Here is a 20152-nt window from a genome sequence, read left to right on the forward strand (position 1 = left end):
CTATGAATCGTAACCAACAGATCAAACAACTGGAATCGAGCTGGAACGACGCACGCTGGCAGGGCATTACTCGCCCCTATAGTGCAGAAGACGTGATCAACCTGCGTGGTTCAGTGAATCCGGCCTGTACGCTGGCAGAGCGCGGTGCCGATAAACTGTGGTCGCTGCTCAACGGTGAGTCCACCAAAGGCTATATTAACAGTCTCGGCGCGCTAACCGGCGGACAAGCAATACAGCAGGCCAAAGCGGGGATTGAGGCGATCTATCTGTCTGGCTGGCAGGTGGCGGCGGATGCCAATATGGCCGGACAGATGTATCCCGATCAGTCGCTCTATCCGGCTAACTCGGTGCCGAATGTGGTCGAGCGTATCAATCAGAGCTTCCAGCGTGCCGACCAGATTCAGTGGGCCAACGGTTTGTCGCCGGAAGATGAAGGCTATATCGACTACTTCCTGCCGATTGTGGCGGATGCAGAAGCGGGCTTTGGTGGCGTGCTGAATGCCTTCGAGCTGATGAAGTCGATGATTCAGGCGGGTGCCGGTGCGGTGCACTTTGAAGATCAGCTGGCATCCGTGAAGAAGTGCGGCCATATGGGTGGCAAAGTGTTGGTACCCACTCAGGAAGCGATTCAGAAACTAGTGGCTGCGCGACTGGCAGCCGATGTAATGGGCGTGCCGACTGTATTGCTGGCACGCACCGATGCTGATGCCGCTGATTTGATTACCTCCGACTGCGACGAGCGCGATGCGCCGTTTATCACCGGACAACGCACTGCGGAAGGATTCTTCCGTACTCGCGCCGGTATTGAGCAGGCGATCAGCCGAGGCCTCTCCTATGCGCCGTACGCAGATGTACTGTGGTGTGAAACCTCCACGCCGGATCTCGAACTGGCACAGCGTTTTGCCGATGCAATCCACGCGCAGTATCCGGGCAAGTTGCTGGCCTACAACTGTTCGCCGTCGTTTAACTGGAAGAAGAACCTCGACGATCGCACCATCGCCCGTTTCCAGCAGGCGTTAAGCGACATGGGCTATCGCTTCCAGTTCATCACGCTGGCCGGCATTCACAGCATGTGGTTCAACATGTTCGATCTGGCACACGCTTATGCGCAGGGTGAAGGCATGCGGCATTACGTTGAGAAAGTGCAGCAGCCGGAATTTGCCGCGCGCGAAAAAGGCTACACCTTCTCCTCGCATCAACAGGAAGTGGGCACCGGCTATTTTGATCGCATCACCAATGTGATTCAGGGCGGCCAATCCTCAGTCACTGCGCTGACCGGTTCGACGGAAGCCGCGCAGTTCTGATACGTCTGCATGCGTACCCTACGAAAATCGCACGACACCTTCGTAGGGTCGCCATTGATGGCGACTAAGAACCGCACCCCGGATTTTCATCACGCCTGGCCCACGGACGGGCTCTCTTTGCCGGAGCGTTGCCGATGACACCGAGAGAATCTCTGATCGCCCACACCATCCTGCAAGGGTTCGACGCGCAGTATGGCCGCTTTCTGGATATCACCGCAGGCGCCCAGCAGCGCTTCGAGCAGGCCGACTGGCATGCCGTGCAGCAGGCGATGAAAGCGCGTATCCATCTTTATGATCACCATGTCGGATTAGTGGCCAACCAACTGCGCATCCTTAATGACGTCTCGAACTGGGATGAGGCGTTCTGGCTGCGGGTGAAAAGCCACTATGAGACGCTGCTCCCCGGCTATCCGCGCCATGAAATCGCCGAGAGCTTTTTTAATTCCGTCTATTGCCGTCTGCAAGGCCATAGTCATCTGGATCCCGAACGCCTGTTTATCTTCCCGTCGCAGCCCTATGCCGCCGCGCCGATGGCACAACGTCCATTGTCGCGGCTGTACCGTCCACAAGGCAGCTGGCATGAAGTATTAAGGCAGGTTCTTAACGATATTCCTTTGCGCTTACCCTGGCAGGATATCACCCGCGATATCGGCTGGATCGTCCGCCACTTGCATGAGCAGTTCACTCCCGCTCAATTGGCCACCGCCACGCTGGATGTCGCCGGTGAACTGTTCTACCGCAATAAAACCGCCTGGATCGTGGCGCGCTTACAGTTGAGCGATGGCATGGTGCCCTGTTTGCTGCCCATTCAGCGCGATGAGGCGGGACGCTTGTGGATCGACACCTGCTTAACCGACAGCGACGACGCCAGCATCGTGTTCGGCTTCGCCCGCGCCTACTTTATGGTCTATGCACCAGTGCCTGCGGCGTTAGTTGCCTGGCTGCAACCGATTCTGCCGGGGAAAACCCTCGCCGAACGTTATATGGCCATCGGCTGTCAGAAACACGGCAAAACCGAGTGTTACCGTGAATACCTGCATTATCTGGCACACAGCCGCGAAGATTTCACTATCGCGCCGGGCATCCGCGGCATGGTGATGCTGGTGTTTACGCTGCCAGGTTTTGATCGCGTATTTAAAGTGATTAAAGATCACTTCGCGCCGCAGAAAGAGGTCACTGATGCGCAAGTGCGGGATTGCTATCGCATGGTCAAAGAGCACGACCGCGTGGGCCGCATGGCCGATACCCAGGAATTTGAGTACTTCGCGATACCACGCGCACGTATCCCGGCAGAGTTGATGGCGGAATTTGAGCGCGACATTCCAGAGAAAATGGAACTGCGTGACGACGTGCTGATCATCCGCCATCTGTGGCTGGAACGCCGCATGGAGCCGCTCAATTTGTGGCTGGCACAGGCCACGCCGGAACAGCGTCAGCACGCGATCGGCGAATATGGCGATGCGATTCGCCAGCTGGCGGCTGCAAACATTTTTCCCGGCGACATGCTATTCAAAAACTTCGGCATGACGCGCCACGGTCGCGTGGTGTTTTACGACTATGATGAAATTCGCCCCATGACCGAACTGCAGTTCCGCGATGTGCCGCCAGCGCGTTATGAAGAGGATGAGTTGCAAGCCGAACCCTGGTACAGCGTAGGGCCAGACGATGTGTTCCCGGAAACCTTCCGCTATGCGCTGTGCAGCGAGCCGGCCACCGGCAAGTTACTGCAAGCGTTGCATCCGCAGCTGTTTGATCCGGGCTGGTGGCGCGCGCTGCAAACGCGCATCCGGGAAGGGCATATCGAAGAGGTGATTGCCTGGCGCGCCGGGCAACGTTTCAGCGCGCGTTATGCGTCGGTGGCCGCTTAGCGGCCAGAATAAGTCTGCGTTACCTGCCTGGCGGCGCGGATCACCAGTGCACCCAGTTCGGTTACGCGGTCGTCAGTCATGCGCGCCATCGGGCCGGAAATCGAGATGGCGGCAAAAGGCTCGCCGTGCTCGTCATAAATCGGTGCCGCGACGCAGCGCAGGCCCAACGCGTGCTCTTCATCATCATGTGAAAAGCCCATCTTGCGAATCAGCGCCAGATTCTCTTTCAGGCTGTGCGGTGACATCAGCGTTTTCGGCGTGTAGTGGTGCAAGCCCTTCTGATGCAGCAGCGCCGTCACTTGTTCATCACTGAGATGGGCGAGAAACGCCTTGCCCGCGCCAGAGGCATGCATCGGTAGCTTACCGCCAATCGGAGCGGACATGCGCATCAGTTGCGTACACTGCACCTGATCGATGATCACTGCCTGGTAATCACTGAGATCCAGCACCGCCAGATTGACCGTCTCTCCGGCATCCTCCATCAGCTTACGCAGGACAGGATGCACAATCGCCAGCAGATTGCGGCTCTGCAGGAAACTGCTGCCGACCACAAACGCGTGCGATCCAATCGTCCAGAAGCCCAGATCACCGACCTGATGCACAAATCCCTGTTGCTGCATGGTGGTCAGTAAGCGATGGGTGGTGGAGTTAGGTAATCCGGCCTGTTGCGCCAGCTCGGTCAGCGCAACGCTGCCATGGGATTCGGCGATCAGTTCGAGTAAACGCAAACCACGCGTCAGGGATTGGACTTGCCCACCGGCTGGGGCGCTGGTGGCTGCTGCGGCACGCGGTTTTTTACCACGCTTCGCGGGTACTGGGGTTGCCATAACGTCTCCACAATCGCATCAATGCTGGAAACCATTTTCGTTTTTAGGCGCATGAATGCAAACGCTGCTTTACTGGTCGGATCTGTAATACTTTCAGGCTGAAAATGTCTCATCTGTCGTGACTTTTGCTCACCGGAAAGTTATGCCAGTATGTTTGGCTGGCATATTAGCCAACGCAATGACGTGGACGGGGCGAGAGTGAGCAATAAAACAGAAATGCTGCATCAGCAACTGGCACAGCGCATTATGATTTTGGACGGTGGTATGGGCACCATGATCCAGAGTTATAAACTTAGCGAAGCCGATTTTCGAGGCAGCCGTTTTGCCGACTGGCCCTCCGATTTGAAAGGCAATAACGACCTGTTAGTGCTGACCAAACCTGAGGTGATCCGTGAAATCCACGATGCCTATCTCGCCGCTGGTGCAGATATTCTGGAAACCAACACCTTCAACTCCACTACCATTGCGATGGCAGATTACGCGATGGAAGCCCTGTCCGCTGAGATCAATCTTGAAGCGGCAAAGCTGGCGCGTGCCAGTGCCGATGCATGGACGGCGAAAACCCCTGACCGACCGCGCTATGTTGCGGGCGTGCTCGGCCCCACCAACCGCACTTGCTCCATCTCGCCGGATGTAAACGATCCCGCCTTCCGTAATGTCACTTTTAATCAGCTGGTGGAAGCCTACCGTGAATCAACACATGCGCTGATTGCCGGTGGCTCCGACCTGATCATGATTGAGACGGTGTTCGATACCCTCAACGCGAAAGCGGCGATTTACGCTGTTCAGGTTGAGATGGAAGCGATGGGCGTAAAGCTACCGGTGATGATCTCCGGCACCATCACGGATGCTTCTGGCCGCACGCTCTCTGGTCAAACCACCGAAGGTTTCTACAACTCACTGCGCCACGCCGAGCCGCTGTCGTTTGGCCTGAACTGTGCGCTCGGCCCAGACGAGCTGCGCCAGTACGTGCAGGAATTATCGCGCATTGCCGAAGGTTACGTCACAGCGCACCCCAACGCCGGTTTACCCAATGCGTTTGGTGAATACGATTTAGATGCAGCGAACATGGCTGAACAGATCGGCGAATGGGCGCGTGCCGGTTTCCTGAATATCATCGGCGGCTGCTGCGGTACCACGCCAGAGCACATCGCGGCGATGGCGGCGGCGGTAGAAGGCGTTGCACCACGCCAGTTGCCTGACATTCCGGTTGCCTGCCGTCTGTCTGGTCTGGAACCACTGAATATTCACGCCGACTCGCTATTTGTGAACGTCGGCGAACGCACCAACGTTACCGGTTCGGCTAAATTCAAGCGACTGATTAAAGAAGAGAAGTACAACGAAGCGCTGGATGTGGCGCGTCAGCAGGTGGAAAGCGGCGCGCAGATTATCGATATCAACATGGACGAAGGCATGCTGGATGCCGAAGCCGCGATGGTGCGCTTCCTCAACCTGATTGCCGGTGAACCGGATATTGCACGCGTGCCGATTATGATCGACTCCTCCAAGTGGGAGGTGATCGAGAAAGGTCTGCAGTGCATTCAGGGCAAAGGCATCGTTAACTCGATTTCGATGAAAGAAGGCATTGAGCCGTTTATCGAACACGCGCGCAAAGTGCGGCGCTACGGTGCCGCCATGGTGGTGATGGCGTTTGATGAAGTCGGTCAGGCGGATACCCGTGCCCGCAAAATCGAAATCTGTCGTCGCGCCTATAAGATCCTGACGGAAGAGGTCGGCTTCCCGCCAGAAGATATCATTTTCGACCCGAACATCTTCGCAGTTGCCACCGGTATTGAGGAACATAACAACTACGCGATGGACTTTATCGGTGCCTGTGAAGACATCAAACGCGAACTGCCGCATGCGATGATCTCCGGCGGCGTGTCTAACGTATCGTTCTCGTTCCGCGGTAACGATCCGGTGCGCGAAGCGATTCACGCGGTGTTCCTCTATTACGCCATTCGCAACGGCATGGATATGGGCATCGTCAACGCCGGTCAGCTGGCAATCTATGACGACTTGCCCGCAGAACTGCGCGATGCGGTGGAAGATGTGGTGCTGAACCGTCGCGACGATGGCACCGAGCGTTTGCTGGAGCTGGCGGAGAAATATCGCGGCAGCAAAGGTGACGGTGAGCAGGAGAAACAGCAGGCCGAATGGCGCAGTTGGGACGTGGTCAAACGTCTGGAATACTCGTTAGTGAAAGGCATCACCGAGTTTATTGAGCTGGATACCGAAGAAGCCCGTCAGGGATTTGAACGTCCGATTCAGGTGATCGAAGGGCCGCTGATGTCCGGCATGAACGTGGTCGGCGATCTGTTTGGCGAGGGCAAAATGTTCCTGCCGCAGGTGGTGAAATCGGCACGCGTGATGAAGCAGGCGGTGGCCTATCTCGAACCCTATATTGAAGCCAGCAAAGAAGCGGGGCGCAGCAACGGCAAAATCGTGCTGGCGACGGTGAAGGGCGATGTACACGACATTGGCAAAAACATCGTCGGCGTGGTTTTGCAGTGTAATAACTACGAAATTATCGATCTTGGCGTGATGGTGCCGAGTGACAAAATTCTCAAAACCGCCATCGCTGAAAATGCCGATATCATCGGGCTCTCCGGCCTGATTACGCCGTCGCTGGATGAGATGGTCAACGTGGCGAAAGAGATGGAGCGTCAGGGCTTCACTATTCCGCTGCTGATTGGCGGCGCGACGACCTCGAAAGCGCACACGGCGGTGAAGATCGAGCAGAACTACAGCGGCCCAACGGTGTATGTGCAAAACGCCTCGCGCACCGTTGGCGTGGTGTCATCGCTGTTATCGGATACGCTGAAAGAAGAGTTTGTGGCGCGCACGCGCAAAGAGTACGACACGGTGCGTATTCAGCACGCGCGTAAGAAGCCACGCACGCCGCCGGTGAGCCTGCAAACCGCACGCGACAACGATTACTCGATTGATTGGGAAAGCTACACGCCGCCAGTGGCGCATCGCCTTGGGGTGAGCGCTGTCACAGCCAGTATCGACACGCTGCGTCACTACATCGACTGGACGCCATTCTTTATGACCTGGTCGCTGGCGGGGAAATATCCGCGCATTCTTGAAGATGATGTGGTGGGTGAAGAGGCTAAGCGTCTGTTTGCCGATGCCAACGCCATGCTGGATATGCTCAGCAAAACCGGCTCCTTAAATCCGCGTGGAGTAGTAGGGATTTTCCCCGCCAACCGTGTGGGTGATGATGTTGAGATCTATCGCGATGAACAACGTGATCACGTCTTGTGTGTGAGCCATCACTTACGTCAGCAGACTGAAAAATCGGACTTCGCCAACTACTGTCTGGCCGATTTTGTGGCACCGAAATCCAGCGGCAAAGCGGATTATCTCGGTGCGTTCGCCGTCACCGGTGGGCTGGAAGAGGATGCGCTGGCTGAAGCCTACGAGCAGCAGCATGATGATTACAACAAGATCATGATCAAGGCGCTGGCAGACCGTCTGGCAGAAGCCTTTGCCGAGTATCTGCACGAACGTGTGCGTAAGGTGATCTGGGGCTTTGCGGCCAATGAGAACCTGAGCAATGAAGAGTTGATACGCGAAAATTATCAGGGCATCCGTCCGGCGCCCGGTTATCCTGCCTGTCCGGAACACACCGAGAAAGCGCAGATCTGGCAGTTGCTGGACGTGGAAGCGCACACCGGCATGAAGCTCACCGAATCCTTCGCTATGTGGCCGGGTGCGGCGGTGTCAGGCTGGTACTTTAGCCATCCCGACAGTAAATACTTCGCCGTGGCGCAGATTCAGCGCGATCAGGTGGAGGATTATGCGGCGCGTAAGGGCATGAGCGTCAGCGAGGTTGAACGTTGGCTGGCACCGAATCTCGGTTACGACGCGGATTGATGAAAGAAAGCGGGCGGCCAACTGGCCGCCCGAGAATTAATTAAACCGCGCGTCGCGATCTGAGGTCATGTCATACAGCTGATATTTACGACCCAGCATCTGTCCGCCATCACGCGTTAATGGCACCCAGTTCACCTGCGCACGACCACGCGTTGGCGTGACGGTAAACAGATCCATCGGAATCGAAATATAGAAGCCCTTAGTGAAGTCCCCTTCGCCATAGGCCTCGGCTGACACGTTGGTTTTGGTGGCGTAGAAGCCGACCATCACGCCGCTGTCGAAGCGCTTCGACACATCGACCGTCACACCTTTGTCCTTCGCCAGATACTCGCCGACGCTGGCTTTCACCAGCACATCCTGCATAAACCACGGGCGCCAGTACGCGGTGAAGTGTCCGGTTGGTGCTTTATAGTCGGTGAACTGCATCATGTTGTCCCAATCACGCTGCTTCACGTAGTTGGCATCAACACCAAAGGCCCAGTTGCTGTCGATTGGGCGATACAACACTTCTCCGCCGACACCGCCGTACATGGTTTCGAGATAACCGCCGTACACCTGGCCGTAGAAGCCATTGCCGAGGTAACCCATGTAGTTGGCTTGCAGGTCGTTGACGTAGACATTGTTCTCGACGTAGTCGCGAATATGGGTACGCACGCGCGGCAGGGTGGAATCAGCCGGTGCGCCGTTATAGTTGAATTTGTCGTAGTTGTTGGCAAGGTTACCGAACAGGCTACCGCTGACCAGCAGGTGATCGGTGAGTGCGTAATCCGCGCTAGCCATCGCCCCGAGCTGGTACATGTAGAAGCTTTCGGGCCCACCAACTGACTGATTGAGCACCGGTGCCAGATTGTAGTGAAGGCGATCTTTACGAATAAAGAAGCCTTGTTCAGTTTCGCCAGGATCGACCGGATTCTCGCGCGTCTGCTGCAGCGGCTGCTCATGGCCCAGTGGATAGCCGCTCAGCTCATTGTGCAGGCTGGCAACGTTGGTTCGGGTGGTGACCTGCGGCATATTCAGGCGCGACTCGGTGACCTCAATGGTATCGATACCGGCTGGCAGGTTGTTCATGATGATGCGATTGGCGCGATCGACGCCCTCAGGCGTATCACGATACTTGGTCTGCTCGCCTGATACGTAAAGCGTACTGCCTTTGGTCTGAATGTGCGGGCCGCTCAATCCGGCGTTGTACTTCAGATCGGTCAACTGGTTTGCCACCACCGTGGATTGCAACAGATCGCCCTGTGGCTGCGGGTTATAGGCTGGCCTGGCGCTGTCAATGTGCGACTGGCGCAGATCGTTGAAGTTGGTGCGCACGGTAACACCAAACATAAAGGTGTTGCCGCGCTCGTAGCTGGCGTTGATGTCAGCCCAGTCGGTCAGGCGATAGATCGCCCCAACGTTGACCTTACTGCGCTGTTCCAGACGCCCTGCAAAGTCATCCTGATAATCGTTACCTTCGTATTCCAGCTTCAGGCGCAGCGGCTGCCAGGGGGTTTGATATTCCACGCCGCCGAACAGCGCTGCCGGGCCGTGGAACATCTGTGACCCGTTAACCGAGCCTGCGGTGCCACCGCCGGTGCGGGAGCAGAAGCTATCGCTATAGGAGCAGAACGGGTTTTTGATGCTGCCACTGTTGCCGATGTAGCCCCAGCCAATCCCCATGGTGAAATCAAACGGTCCCCAGGCTTTGCTGGCGACCAGGTATTCGCTGTCGAACAGGCCAGTACCGCCCAAATCGCGTGATCCTACCGCCACTTCCGGTAACCAATAGCTCTCTTGCCACAACCGCAGCTTCACATCGAAGGCTTTGTCTTTATAGCTTTGGTTACCACTGAATCCCTCAACTGCGCTGTAACGACGGGTGCGCACATCGGTATAACGCACGGTGGTTTCCAGCCACGGGAACAGCTGCAACGAAGCAGAGTAGTAGCGATATTGATCGTTATCGCGGAAGTTCAGGCTAAATTCACCCTCTTTTGCCATACGCGCCGTCGGTGTTTGCATCAGGCCCACGCCGCCGAAATCAGATTGCGATGGGCCGATCGGATCCGGCCAGGTTTCCGCGTGCACCTGGTATGCCGCAGAGACAGAAACAGCCAACAGGCTGAGAAGCAGTTGTTTTTTCATCAGTCTGGAATCCGGTGTGTCAGAACAGAAATCATGCGCGCATTCAAATCAGCTTTGCCCCAGGGCAGGCTCCACGAGGTAAAGCCCAGCCAAATGATGCTGCCGGGTTCGACTTCGACGTGACGTTGATTCCAGTAGGCGATCGGCACCTGTTGCGTCTGACCGGACGGGGCGATGAGGGTGGCGAAGCTGCGCTCGGCACCCGACAGATGGTCGTGCGCCTCAAGGTAGTCCCGCACGGTGCGACCGGGTTGCCAGCTCTCTTTACCGGGATGTTCCAGCGCGCCGAGAATCAGCACTTGCGTAGGCTGCGAGAGGGTATAAAGGTCATAGCTGCCCAGTAACGTGCGGTTGGCTTCAGGCCGCAGGCGCACCCAGTCAGGATCGAGTGAAGTGAACTGCCGTCCGGTGACTTGTACTGCGCTGAGCTGGTGGATCACCGTACCGATGGTTGCCGCTAGCGCGTCGCCGCTGTCGGCCTGCCACGTGCGCAAATCAGCCAGCAGCTGTTGCTGTTGTTGCTGTGCCACCGCTGTTGCGCCACGTTCGGCAATCACGGTACCGGGCCACCAGGTATGAAGTGCTGGATTCGTCACCAGCTGCGCCAGATTCTGCGCATGATCGATCTGTAAAATGTTTTGGCCGCGCAAGTCGTGCACCGTCACCTGACTGTCAGCCAGCGCAGAACCGGCCGCCAGTAAGGCGGTAGCCGTTAGCAGGGGAGTGATTATTTTCATGATTTCGCCGGCTTCAGAATGGTGGTTTCAACAGGGAAAGCGTCTGCGGCCAGCATCTGATTTGCCTGCAACACTGCGCCATCACGGTTATCGATCCAGAAGGTGTTTTGCCATTCTGCGCCCAGACTCTCCATGCGGACTGTCTCGATCCATACACGACATGGCACGCGTTCGCCTGCCACATTCAGCACCGCGTCATCGCCGCGCTGAAATTGGGATACGGCGGTGGCGGCGCGCACGCGATCTTTCTCACGCCACTGCACCACGCGTGTCCAGCTGGCATTGTTTTGGAGATGTAGCGAGTCGGCGAGCGGGTCTTGCGCCAGATTACTGATGTCATCAAGGTTGCTGGCCAGCCCCAGCGTTTTGACCAGCCTGCCATGCTGCATCACCAGCATTGCCTTATCCTGGGTGATCCATTTCTGCTGACCGTTTTCGTCATAACCGAGCACCACGAAGATACGCGGTCCTTCATTGATGCGTGCATACAGGCTGGCGTAGGGGAGACTGGCGATCTGTTCATCGGTAACGGTGACATCATCCGGGCCGTTAACGGCTAGCATCACGGTTTGTTCAAGGCCTTTTTGCGTTTGTGTGCAGGCTTGCAGCAGCAGGCAAAAGAGCAGCAAAGAGAGTCGGCGCACTGTGTATATCCCTGTTAAAAATAAAACCAGGCAAAAAATAACCACACGGCTGTGTGGTTATGTTTAAAGGTGCTACATCAACGTGTGGTGCTCGTTGTGGTAGTGGTTGTTGTACCGGTATTTGCTCCGTCACCGCCGCCAGCAGCAGCGATGCCGAGCCCTACTAACGCGCCAAGTGCACCGATACCCACAGCGGTAGTGGCACCGGTCGAGATTGCTCCCGCCTGCGCGCCCGCTGCAGCACCAGCTTCTTCCGGTGCGGCAATCGCAGCGGAAGAAACGGCAACGTAAAGTAAGGCTGCACCGGCAACCATCAGTTTTTTCATAACAACGTTTCCTGCATTTTTAGAAACAAATGAATGAAGGATGTACCCTAATTTCGGGCGCGTTCAGTATAGGGCAACAAATTACCAGAGTTCATCGGCAGTAAAAGAGGGTGAAAATCAGGGTTCATTCTGGTGATAAATACGGCGAATTGGCGATAGCTGCTTTTTTTAAATGAAGATTTTTCATGGGGTGGAATATTTGAGTGGTTGTGGCTGGTGCGGCAGGATTTTTCACTTTTGCATTAAAAAATGGTACGGAATAGGAATAATCAGATTTTCCTGAATGCGCTTTAAATTTAATTATAGATTAATCAAGTGGATACTTATATTTGGTGAACGAATTAGATCCATTTTTTAATGGATAACATGCACTTCAATCTATACAAACTCCGATTTTCCTTAGCGCACTTTAAGAATTATCTAACCGTAACGAAGCGGATGAATAACAAAATTGCGAGGTTTATAGCATGTTTGATAAAAATAAGGCGGCAATTAAGCCGCCTTAATAAGATTGGCAGGAAAATTAACGCCAGGATTTATAGCGGTTAATTAAGCCATTAGTGGAGCTGTCATGGCTGCCGATCTGCGATTCATTTTCCAGCTCTGGCAGAATACGGTTTGCCAGCTGTTTGCCCAATTCCACACCCCATTGGTCAAAGGTGAAGATGTTGAGAATCGCGCCCTGCGTGAATATCTTGTGCTCGTAAAGCGCAATCAGTGCACCCAGGCTGAACGGCGTGATTTCACGCAGCAGAATGGAGTTGGTTGGGCGGTTACCTTCGAACACCTTAAACGGCACGATGTGGGCAACAGACTCAACGGATTTACCGGCATCGGTAAACTCTTTTTCTACCACATCGCGAGATTTACCAAACGCCAGCGCTTCGGTCTGTGCGAAGAAGTTCGACAGCAGTTTCGGATGGTGATCGGTCAGTGCGTTGTGGGTCTGCGCCGTTGCGATAAAGTCGCAAGGGATCAGTTTGGTGCCCTGATGAATCAGCTGATAAAACGCATGCTGACCGTTGGTGCCTGGCTCGCCCCAGATGATTGGGCCGGTCTGGTAATCCACCGGGTTACCTTCGCGATCCACGTACTTACCGTTGGACTCCATATTGCCCTGCTGGAAGTACGCTGCGAAACGGTGCATGTACTGGTCGTAAGGCAGGATGGCTTCGGTTTCGGCACCAAAGAAGTTGTTGTACCAGATACCGATCAGTGCCAGCAGCACCGGCAGGTTCTGCTCGGCTGGGGTGTTAGCGAAGTGGTTGTCCATCGCATGTGCACCGCTCAGCAGCTGTTCGAAGTTCTCGAAGCCCACGGACAGAATGATCGACAAGCCAATCGCTGACCACAGTGAATAGCGACCACCGACCCAATCCCAGAACTCGAACATGTTGTCGGTATCAATACCGAACTCACCTACCGCTTTACCGTTGGTCGACAGGGCAGCAAAGTGTTTCGCCACATGCTGCTGATCGCCTGCGGTTTTCAGGAACCAGTCGCGCGCGCTGTGGGCGTTGGTCATGGTTTCCTGAGTAGTGAAGGTTTTGGAGGCCACGAGGAACAGGGTGGTTTCCGGGCTGAGATCCTTAAGCGTTTCAGCAATGTGCGTGCCATCAACGTTAGAAACAAAGTGCATGTTCAGGTGGTTTTTATACGGGCGTAACGCCTCGGTCACCATGAACGGACCCAGATCCGAACCGCCGATACCGATGTTCACCACGTCGGTGATCGCTTTGCCGGTATAACCTTTCCACTCACCGCTGATGATGCGCTCAGAGAAGCCTTTCATCTTCGCCAGCACCGCATTCACTTCTGGCATCACATCTTTGCCATCAACCATGATTGGCGTGTTGCTGCGATTACGCAGAGCAACGTGCAGCACGGCACGCTCTTCGGTGCGGTTGATCTTCTCGCCAGAGAACATGGATTTGATGGCGCCCGCCAGATCGGTCTCTTTTGCCAGCGCCTGCAATTTATCGAGGGTTTCCTGGGTGATGCGGTTTTTTGAGAAATCCACCAGCATCTGATCGTCGAAGGTGGCAGAGAATTTCGCAAAACGATCGGCATCATCTTTAAACAGGTCGGCGATTTGCACCGATTTCATCTGGTCAAAATGCTGCTGCAGCGCTTTCCAGGCTGCGGTTTGTTTCGGATTGATATTTTTCATGGCAACACTCTTGTTGAAATAAGAACCGTCATTCCATCCGGGCGCGTCCTGCTGGCCCGGCGTGCTAAGCATTTCTTGTGGCTAATACGCTACCGCGAACGGGTTTCAGTATGACCACAGTTGCAAACGAAGGGAAAAAATTTGTGACCGTGGCCGCACGGTTTCAGGTTAATCCGGCGGCGATTGTCGATGTTCTGGCAAAAAATTTCCCTGTGCCGCATCAGCAAAAAGCCGCGTTTATTGGCGCCGTTGACTACTTTAGGCGGGAGTGAGCGCTCGCGTTTGTTCTGCGATGCGCTGGCGTAATTCTAAAAATGAATTTTCAACACGTTGCAAGGCTGGACAGCAGCAAAATTAATCAGTATTTTGTGCCCGCGACTTGCACCTTTGGGTGCAAGCCAGAAGAGGCGCGTCGCCCAGGCAGTGTGTTTGAGGATCCGTATCCAACGACAACACATCATGGGGTGCGACGCCGAGATGGAACAACACGCGGAGTGTTGTCCTGTCGGCTGCAGGGGCTGAATCCTCTGGGTTGTCACCAGAAGCGTCCGCAGTCGGACGTTTCGCAAGGTGAAGTGCTTTTGGTGACTCATCTCCTGATCTTGTCTGTCCAATTCTGCTCTTCTCTTGTGCCAAGGCTGAAATCACCTCTTCCGTTTAATAACGGGAGAAAGCTAATCTGACACGAGGTTCGTAACATGTCTCAAAACCTGATCGTGGCAAAATTTGGCGGCACCAGCGTTGCCGATTTTGATGCCATGAACCGCAGTGCGGATGTTGTGCTCTCCGATGCCAATACCCGTTTAGTGGTGCTTTCTGCGTCTGCTGGCGTGACGAATCTGCTGGTTTCTCTGGCTGAAGGCCGGGAACTGGAGCAGCGCGCACACCTGCTGGACGAAATTCGCAATATTCAATATGCCATCATTGATCGCCTGCAATCCCCTGAAGTGATTCGCCAGGAGATTGATCGCATGCTGGAAAACATCCTGATGCTGGCGGAAGCCACTGCACTGGCGACCTCACATGCGCTGACCGACGAGTTGGTCAGCCACGGTGAGCTGATGTCGACCCTGCTGTTTGTGGAAGTGCTGCGTGAGCGTCAGGTCAATGCCGAATGGTTTGACGTGCGTAAAGTGATGCGCACCAGCGATCGTTTTGGTCGTGCAGAGCCTGACGTTGCCACGCTGAAAGAGCTGTCCACCGCACAGTTGGCGCCACGCGTTGCAGAAGCGCTGGTGATTACCCAGGGCTTTATTGGTAGCGAAGGTAAAGGCCGCACCACCACGCTGGGACGTGGTGGTAGCGACTACACCGCCGCACTGCTGGGTGAAGCGCTGCAGGCGGCACGTGTGGATATCTGGACTGACGTGGCCGGCATCTACACCACCGATCCACGCGTGGTGCCCACTGCGAAACGTATTGAAGAAATTACCTTCGAAGAAGCGGCTGAAATGGCGATCTTCGGCGCGAAAGTGCTACATCCGGCGACCCTGCTGCCAGCTGTGCGCAGTGACATTCCGGTGTTCGTCGGTTCGAGTAAAGATCCGGCTGCAGGTGGCACGCGCGTCTGCAACGAAACCCAGAATCCACCGCTGTTCCGCGCGCTGGCATTGCGTCGTAAGCAAACTCTGATGACGCTGCACAGCCTGAACATGCTGCACGCGCACGGCTTCCTTGCTGAAGTGTTCGCGATTCTGGCTCGCCATAACATCTCCGTCGATCTGGTTACCACGTCAGAAGTGAGCGTGGCGCTGACGCTGGATACCACCGGTTCTTCGACCACCGGTGAAAGCCTGTTGACGCAAGCGCTGCTGACCGAACTCTCTTCGCTGTGCCGCGTGGAAGTGGAAGAGAACCTGGCGCTGGTGGCGATTATCGGCAACAACTTGTCGAAAGCCTGCGGTGTGGGTAAAGAGGTGTTTGGTGCCCTTGAGCCGTTTAACCTGCGCATGATTTGTTACGGAGCCAGCAGCTATAACCTGTGCTTCCTGGTGCCAACGCCAGACGCAGAAGAAGTGGTGCGCGCGCTGCATAAGAATCTTTTTGGTTCTTAAGGCAAATTTTTAGCGTAATCCATCAAGCCGGACCTGGTCCGGCTTTTTTATTTTATACATTTCGTTAAACAACAGATTAAGCCAAACGGCAACCTGCTTTCCGCGCCAGTGATTTCTTTATAACCCCATGATTCATAGCTATTTACTTCGTTTTCCTCACTGGAATTGTCTCTATATCCCACTACGCTGCTAATCAGCGGTTACTTTTTAATCGCGCTTATCGATTGTCCCAACGAGAAAACATTCAATTTTTGAGGGAATGGCTATGCAAAGATTGGTTGCTGAAGGGGTAGGCACGTTTGTTCTGGTGTTCGGCGGGTGTGGTAGCGCGGTATTAGCTGCCACCTTCCCACAAGTCGGAATTGGTTTTGCGGGCGTGGCGCTGGCGTTTGGCTTAACGGTGCTGGTGATGGCGTTCGCCGTGGGGCACATTTCCGGTGGGCACTTTAATCCTGCCGTCACCATAGGATTGACGGTAGGAGGACGTTTCCCGGCGGCGCAGGTGATCCCTTACATCATCGTGCAGTTAGTGGGTGCCGTCGCCGCAGGGGGCGTGTTGTATCTGATTGCCAGCGGTAAACCCGGCTTTGATGCTGCCGCCAGCGGGTTCGCCTCAAATGGTTATGGTGAGCATTCACCGGGCGGGTTTAGTCTGAATGCCGGGATGATCTGTGAAACGGTAATGACGGCCATTTTCCTGGTGGTGATCATGGGCGCCACCGATAAACGCGCACCGGCTGGTTTCGCCCCGATTGCCATTGGTCTGGCGCTGACGCTGATCCACCTGGTGAGCATTCCGGTGACCAACACCTCAGTCAATCCAGCACGCAGCACCGGCGTGGCGATCTTCCAGGGCGGTTGGGCATTGCAGCAACTCTGGATGTTCTGGCTGATGCCGATCATCGGTGCGGCAATCGGTGGTGTGATCTACCGCGTTTTACTGGAAAAAGCAGAGTAATTTCTCTACAAACCGCGGATCGACCGCAGACGATCCGCATTTTATCCTGCTAGCGACTTCCCGCCTTACGTCACGATAATGAAATGTTATGATCCCGCGTCCGTCGCTGTGGTCGTTCCCCGCGCGGCACTTCATCTGTGGCATATGAAATAAATCAAAAAATATCTAAGGAAGTCTCTCCATGCTCGCCAAATTAACCCGCCTGTTCCCACTCTGGGCCGTACTGCTCTCGGTCGCGGCGTATTACTCGCCCTCGACGTTCCTCGGCATTGGGCCGTGGGTCACTTACCTGCTAATGCTGATCATGTTCGGCATGGGTGTGACGCTGAATATTGATGATTTCAAACGTGTTCTGACGCGTCCGGCACCGGTTATCGCCGGTACCTTTTTGCATTACCTGGTGATGCCTCTGGCCGCCTGGGGCCTGGCGAAACTGTTCCATATGCCGCCGGACCTTTCCGCCGGGATGATTCTGGTGGGCAGCGTGGCCAGCGGCACCGCGTCCAACGTGATGATCTATCTGGCGAAGGGCGATGTGGCCCTGTCTGTGACCATCTCGTCTGTTTCTGCGCTGGTGGGCGTCTTCGCTACGCCGCTGCTGACGCGCTTCTACGTGGATACCCACATTCAGGTGGATGTGGTCGGCATGCTGCTCAGCATCATTAAGATTGTCGTTATCCCGATTGGACTGGGTCTGATTATCCACCACTCGATGAACAGCGTTGTGCGCCGCGTTGAGCCCTATCTGCCAGCGTTCTCGATGGTGTGTATTTTGCTGATCATCAGCGCAGTGGTGGCGGGCAGCCAGGGCTTTATCGGTTCTGTTGGTCTGATGGTCATCGCGGCGGTGATCCTGCATAACGCCATCGGCCTGTTGGGCGGCTATTGGGGCGGCAAGCTGTTTGGCTTTGACGAGTCCACCTGCCGCACGCTGGCGCTGGAAGTGGGCATGCAGAACTCCGGTCTGGCGGCAACGCTGGGCAAACTCTACTTCTCACCGCTGGCTGCCTTGCCGGGCGCGCTGTTCTCGGTGTGGCACAACCTGTCAGGTTCGCTGCTGGCGGGTTACTGGTCGGGCAAACCGATTGAGAAGAAGCAGAAGTAATCCTGCAAGCGGGCGGCCAAAGTGCCGCCCGCTGTCTGTGCGCTACAGTTTTAGATAAGCGCGAATCCCATCCAGAAACATCTGTGTTGCCAGCATAATCAAAATCAATCCCATCAACCGCTCCAGCGCGTTAACGCCTTTGTCACCCAGCAAGCGTAAAAACAGTCCTGACATCAGCAGAATCAGCACGGTGACGCCCCAGGCGATCATCAATGCACCAACCAAATGTGACATCTGATTGGGATATTGATGTGACAGCAACATCAGCGTGGCTAACAGCGAAGGACCTGCAACCAGCGGAATCGCCAGCGGCACCAGAAACGGCTCTTCACCAGCTGGCAAGCCGCTGGTGCTGGTTTCGCCAGAAGGGAAAATCATGCGGATGGCGATGAGGAACAGAATGATACCGCCGGAGATCGAGACGGTTTCGGTGCGCAAATTCAGGAACGCCAGAATACGCTCACCGGTAAACAGGAACAGCAGCATGATAATCAGTGCGATCAGCATTTCACGAATCAGCACCACGCGGCGACGCTTAGGTTCGAGATGCTTGAGCACCGACATAAAAATCGGCAGGTTGCCCAGCGGGTCCATAATTAACAGCAGCAATATGGTCGCAGATATCATTTCAGTCATAGGTTAAAGCCATCCCTTGTTCCCGTCATTCTTCAAACTAAAGTGCGTTGGCGGCGATGGGCTTCTTGATCGCTGACTCGCGTAGCCGATCGAGATACTCCGAATTCCGCCTGCCCGTACCTCGATTCATTGAGGGGAGTATTAGTTGTACTGCTGAAAAAGTTGGCGCAATCGAATTAATTCACTTGCCAGAAAGCCTGCATTTTGTAGAGTTGGAGGTCGCAGGTAAACCTGATTATTACGCAGATCAACTGGATATTCCGCTTGGTCTTTTCCTCGCACCACGAAGGGCACAGTGAAAACGCCCCGGACGGACAGAAAATGAAGAATGTAGGCTTTATTGGTTGGCGTGGCATGGTCGGCTCTGTGCTGATGTCACGCATGAGTGAAGAACGCGATTTTGATGTGATCAATCCGGTCTTCTTCTCCACGTCTCAGCTTGGTCAGGCGGCACCGACATTCGGCGGTAAGTCGACCGGTGCGCTGCAGGATGCTTTTGATATCGAGGCGCTGAAGGCGCTGGATATTATTATCACCTGCCAGGGCGGTGACTACACCAGTGAAGTTTACCCTAAGCTGCGTGAAAGCGGCTGGCAGGGTTACTGGATTGATGCAGCGTCGACGCTGCGCATGAAAGATGATGCCATCATCATTCTCGATCCGGTTAACCACAATGTGATTCGTCAGGGCCTCGACAACGGCGTTAAAACCTTCGTCGGCGGCAACTGCACCGTGAGCCTGATGCTGATGTCCCTCGGTGGGCTGTTCGCGAACGATCTGGTGGAGTGGGCGTCTGTTGCCACCTACCAGGCGGCATCCGGCGGCGGCGCACGTCATATGCGTGAACTGCTGACTCAGATGGGCATGTTGCACGATCACGTGGCGAAATCCCTGCAGGATCCGGCTTCAGCGATTCTGGATATCGAACGTAGCGTCACCGATTTCACCCGTTCTGGCACCTTGCCGACCGATAACTTCGGCGTACCGCTGGCGGGCAGTCTGATTCCATGGATCGACAAGCAGCTGGATAACGGCCAGAGCCGCGAAGAGTGGAAAGGTCAGGCTGAAACCAACAAGATTCTGCGCACCAGCAACGTGATTCCGGTTGATGGTCTGTGCGTGCGCGTCGGCGCATTGCGCTGCCACAGCCAGGCGTTCACCCTGAAGCTGAAGAAAGATATCCCGCTGAACGAAATCGAACAGCTGCTGGCTTCTCACAACGAGTGGGTGAAAGTGGTGCCAAACGATCGCGAAATCACCATGCGTGAACTGACGCCTGCGGCAGTCACCGGTACGCTGACCACGCCAGTCGGCCGTCTGCGTAAACTGAACATGGGGCCGGAATATCTCTCTGCCTTCACCGTGGGCGACCAGCTATTGTGGGGCGCGGCCGAACCGCTGCGCCGCATGTTGCGTTTGCTGATCGACTAAGCGCAGCGACAAACCAGTCAGGCCGGGATTTCCCGGCCTTTTTTATGCCAACCAGGTTGCAAAACTTAACCCAAATTGCGCCT

15 protein-coding genes and 1 riboswitch are annotated in these 20152 nt (G+C 55.3%); of the genes, 8 read left to right on the top strand and 7 right to left on the bottom strand.

What is annotated here, in order from left to right:
- Positions 1 to 2: 2 nt before the first annotated feature.
- Entirely contained in the window at positions 3 to 1304 is a 1302-nt protein-coding gene (gene aceA / locus ACXI0A_RS02770; RefSeq protein ID WP_476150486.1) for an isocitrate lyase, read from the top strand.
- A gap of 134 nt (positions 1305 to 1438) precedes the next feature.
- A complete protein-coding gene (aceK, locus tag ACXI0A_RS02775) occupies positions 1439 to 3172 on the top strand; it encodes a bifunctional isocitrate dehydrogenase kinase/phosphatase (protein ID WP_476150485.1) in 1734 nt (577 codons plus the stop codon).
- Here aceK and iclR read toward each other — a convergent pair.
- On the bottom strand, positions 3169 to 3999 hold the full coding sequence (iclR, locus tag ACXI0A_RS02780) for a glyoxylate bypass operon transcriptional repressor IclR (RefSeq protein ID WP_224932055.1): 831 nt from the start codon (positions 3997 to 3999) through the stop codon (positions 3169 to 3171). The two genes, aceK and iclR, sit on opposite strands and share 4 nt — an antisense overlap.
- A 198-nt stretch (positions 4000 to 4197) precedes the next feature.
- On the opposite strand from iclR, the gene metH reads away from it, so the two are divergent.
- Positions 4198 to 7881 (top strand): methionine synthase, encoded by a 3684-nt coding sequence (gene metH, locus ACXI0A_RS02785; protein ID WP_476150483.1) that lies wholly within the window; start codon positions 4198 to 4200, stop codon positions 7879 to 7881.
- 36 nt (positions 7882 to 7917) lie between these two features.
- Here metH and ACXI0A_RS02790 read toward each other — a convergent pair whose 3' ends face one another.
- From ACXI0A_RS02790 to pgi, 5 genes are all read right to left on the bottom strand, one after another.
- A complete protein-coding gene (locus ACXI0A_RS02790) occupies positions 7918 to 10008 on the bottom strand; it encodes a YjbH domain-containing protein (RefSeq protein WP_476150481.1) in 2091 nt (696 codons plus the stop codon).
- Positions 10008 to 10745, bottom strand: a complete 738-nt coding sequence (locus tag ACXI0A_RS02795) for a capsule biosynthesis GfcC family protein (protein ID WP_476150479.1) — start codon at positions 10743 to 10745, stop codon at positions 10008 to 10010. Before ACXI0A_RS02795 ends, ACXI0A_RS02790 begins: the two co-directional genes overlap by 1 nt.
- A complete protein-coding gene (locus ACXI0A_RS02800) occupies positions 10742 to 11389 on the bottom strand; it encodes a YjbF family lipoprotein (RefSeq protein WP_476150477.1) in 648 nt (215 codons plus the stop codon). The genes ACXI0A_RS02795 and ACXI0A_RS02800 overlap by 4 nt, the downstream gene beginning before the upstream one ends.
- Positions 11390 to 11466: 77 nt before the next feature.
- Complete coding sequence (gene yjbE, locus ACXI0A_RS02805) at positions 11467 to 11715, bottom strand: exopolysaccharide production protein YjbE (RefSeq protein WP_034827112.1); 249 nt, start codon at positions 11713 to 11715, stop codon at positions 11467 to 11469.
- A gap of 523 nt (positions 11716 to 12238) precedes the next feature.
- On the bottom strand, positions 12239 to 13885 hold the full coding sequence (pgi, locus tag ACXI0A_RS02810; RefSeq protein WP_479485187.1) for a glucose-6-phosphate isomerase: 1647 nt from the start codon (positions 13883 to 13885) through the stop codon (positions 12239 to 12241).
- Between the two features lie 110 nt (positions 13886 to 13995).
- Between pgi and ACXI0A_RS02815 the strand changes: the two genes are divergently transcribed.
- The 4 genes from ACXI0A_RS02815 (at position 13996) to panS (ending at position 18002) form a co-directional block, all read left to right on the top strand.
- On the top strand, positions 13996 to 14157 hold the full coding sequence (locus tag ACXI0A_RS02815) for a hypothetical protein (protein ID WP_224932067.1): 162 nt from the start codon (positions 13996 to 13998) through the stop codon (positions 14155 to 14157).
- Positions 14158 to 14279: 122 nt separating this feature from the next.
- Positions 14280 to 14474: riboswitch (Lysine riboswitch) on the top strand.
- 109 nt (positions 14475 to 14583) lie between these two features.
- On the top strand, positions 14584 to 15939 hold the full coding sequence (gene lysC / locus ACXI0A_RS02820; RefSeq protein WP_224932069.1) for a lysine-sensitive aspartokinase 3: 1356 nt from the start codon (positions 14584 to 14586) through the stop codon (positions 15937 to 15939).
- A gap of 265 nt (positions 15940 to 16204) precedes the next feature.
- Positions 16205 to 16897, top strand: a complete 693-nt coding sequence (aqpZ, locus tag ACXI0A_RS02825) for an aquaporin Z (RefSeq protein ID WP_224932071.1) — start codon at positions 16205 to 16207, stop codon at positions 16895 to 16897.
- Positions 16898 to 17078: 181 nt separating this feature from the next.
- The gene (gene panS / locus ACXI0A_RS02830; RefSeq protein ID WP_224932073.1) at positions 17079 to 18002 is read left to right on the top strand and encodes a ketopantoate/pantoate/pantothenate transporter PanS; all 924 of its coding nucleotides are present in this window, start codon (positions 17079 to 17081) and stop codon (positions 18000 to 18002) included.
- 42 nt (positions 18003 to 18044) lie between these two features.
- Here panS and ACXI0A_RS02835 read toward each other — a convergent pair whose 3' ends face one another.
- Positions 18045 to 18638, bottom strand: a complete 594-nt coding sequence (locus tag ACXI0A_RS02835; RefSeq protein ID WP_224932075.1) for a YhgN family NAAT transporter — start codon at positions 18636 to 18638, stop codon at positions 18045 to 18047.
- A gap of 321 nt (positions 18639 to 18959) precedes the next feature.
- On the opposite strand from ACXI0A_RS02835, the gene asd reads away from it, so the two are divergent.
- Positions 18960 to 20069: an aspartate-semialdehyde dehydrogenase gene (gene asd / locus ACXI0A_RS02840; protein ID WP_476150473.1), complete on the top strand. Its 1110-nt coding sequence runs from the start codon at positions 18960 to 18962 to the stop codon at positions 20067 to 20069.
- The last annotated feature ends 83 nt before the right edge of the window (positions 20070 to 20152 follow it).

Source organism: Pantoea sp. C1E2 (genome assembly GCF_056491465.1).

Excerpts from the sequence above, each read along its gene's own strand:
- aceA (WP_476150486.1), top strand. The coding sequence starts at position 3 with ATGAATCGTAACCAACAGATCAAACAACTGGAATCGAGCTGGAACGAC.
- aceK (WP_476150485.1), top strand. The coding sequence starts at position 1,439 with ATGACACCGAGAGAATCTCTGATCGCCCACACCATCCTGCAAGGGTTC.
- iclR (WP_224932055.1), bottom strand. The coding sequence starts at position 3,999 with ATGGCAACCCCAGTACCCGCGAAGCGTGGTAAAAAACCGCGTGCCGCA.
- ACXI0A_RS02790 (WP_476150481.1), bottom strand. The coding sequence starts at position 10,008 with ATGAAAAAACAACTGCTTCTCAGCCTGTTGGCTGTTTCTGTCTCTGCG.
- ACXI0A_RS02795 (WP_476150479.1), bottom strand. The coding sequence starts at position 10,745 with ATGAAAATAATCACTCCCCTGCTAACGGCTACCGCCTTACTGGCGGCC.
- yjbE (WP_034827112.1), bottom strand. The coding sequence starts at position 11,715 with ATGAAAAAACTGATGGTTGCCGGTGCAGCCTTACTTTACGTTGCCGTT.
- pgi (WP_479485187.1), bottom strand. The coding sequence starts at position 13,885 with ATGAAAAATATCAATCCGAAACAAACCGCAGCCTGGAAAGCGCTGCAG.
- ACXI0A_RS02815 (WP_224932067.1), top strand. The coding sequence starts at position 13,996 with ATGACCACAGTTGCAAACGAAGGGAAAAAATTTGTGACCGTGGCCGCA.
- lysC (WP_224932069.1), top strand. The coding sequence starts at position 14,584 with ATGTCTCAAAACCTGATCGTGGCAAAATTTGGCGGCACCAGCGTTGCC.
- aqpZ (WP_224932071.1), top strand. The coding sequence starts at position 16,205 with ATGCAAAGATTGGTTGCTGAAGGGGTAGGCACGTTTGTTCTGGTGTTC.
- panS (WP_224932073.1), top strand. The coding sequence starts at position 17,079 with ATGCTCGCCAAATTAACCCGCCTGTTCCCACTCTGGGCCGTACTGCTC.
- ACXI0A_RS02835 (WP_224932075.1), bottom strand. The coding sequence starts at position 18,638 with ATGACTGAAATGATATCTGCGACCATATTGCTGCTGTTAATTATGGAC.
- asd (WP_476150473.1), top strand. The coding sequence starts at position 18,960 with ATGAAGAATGTAGGCTTTATTGGTTGGCGTGGCATGGTCGGCTCTGTG.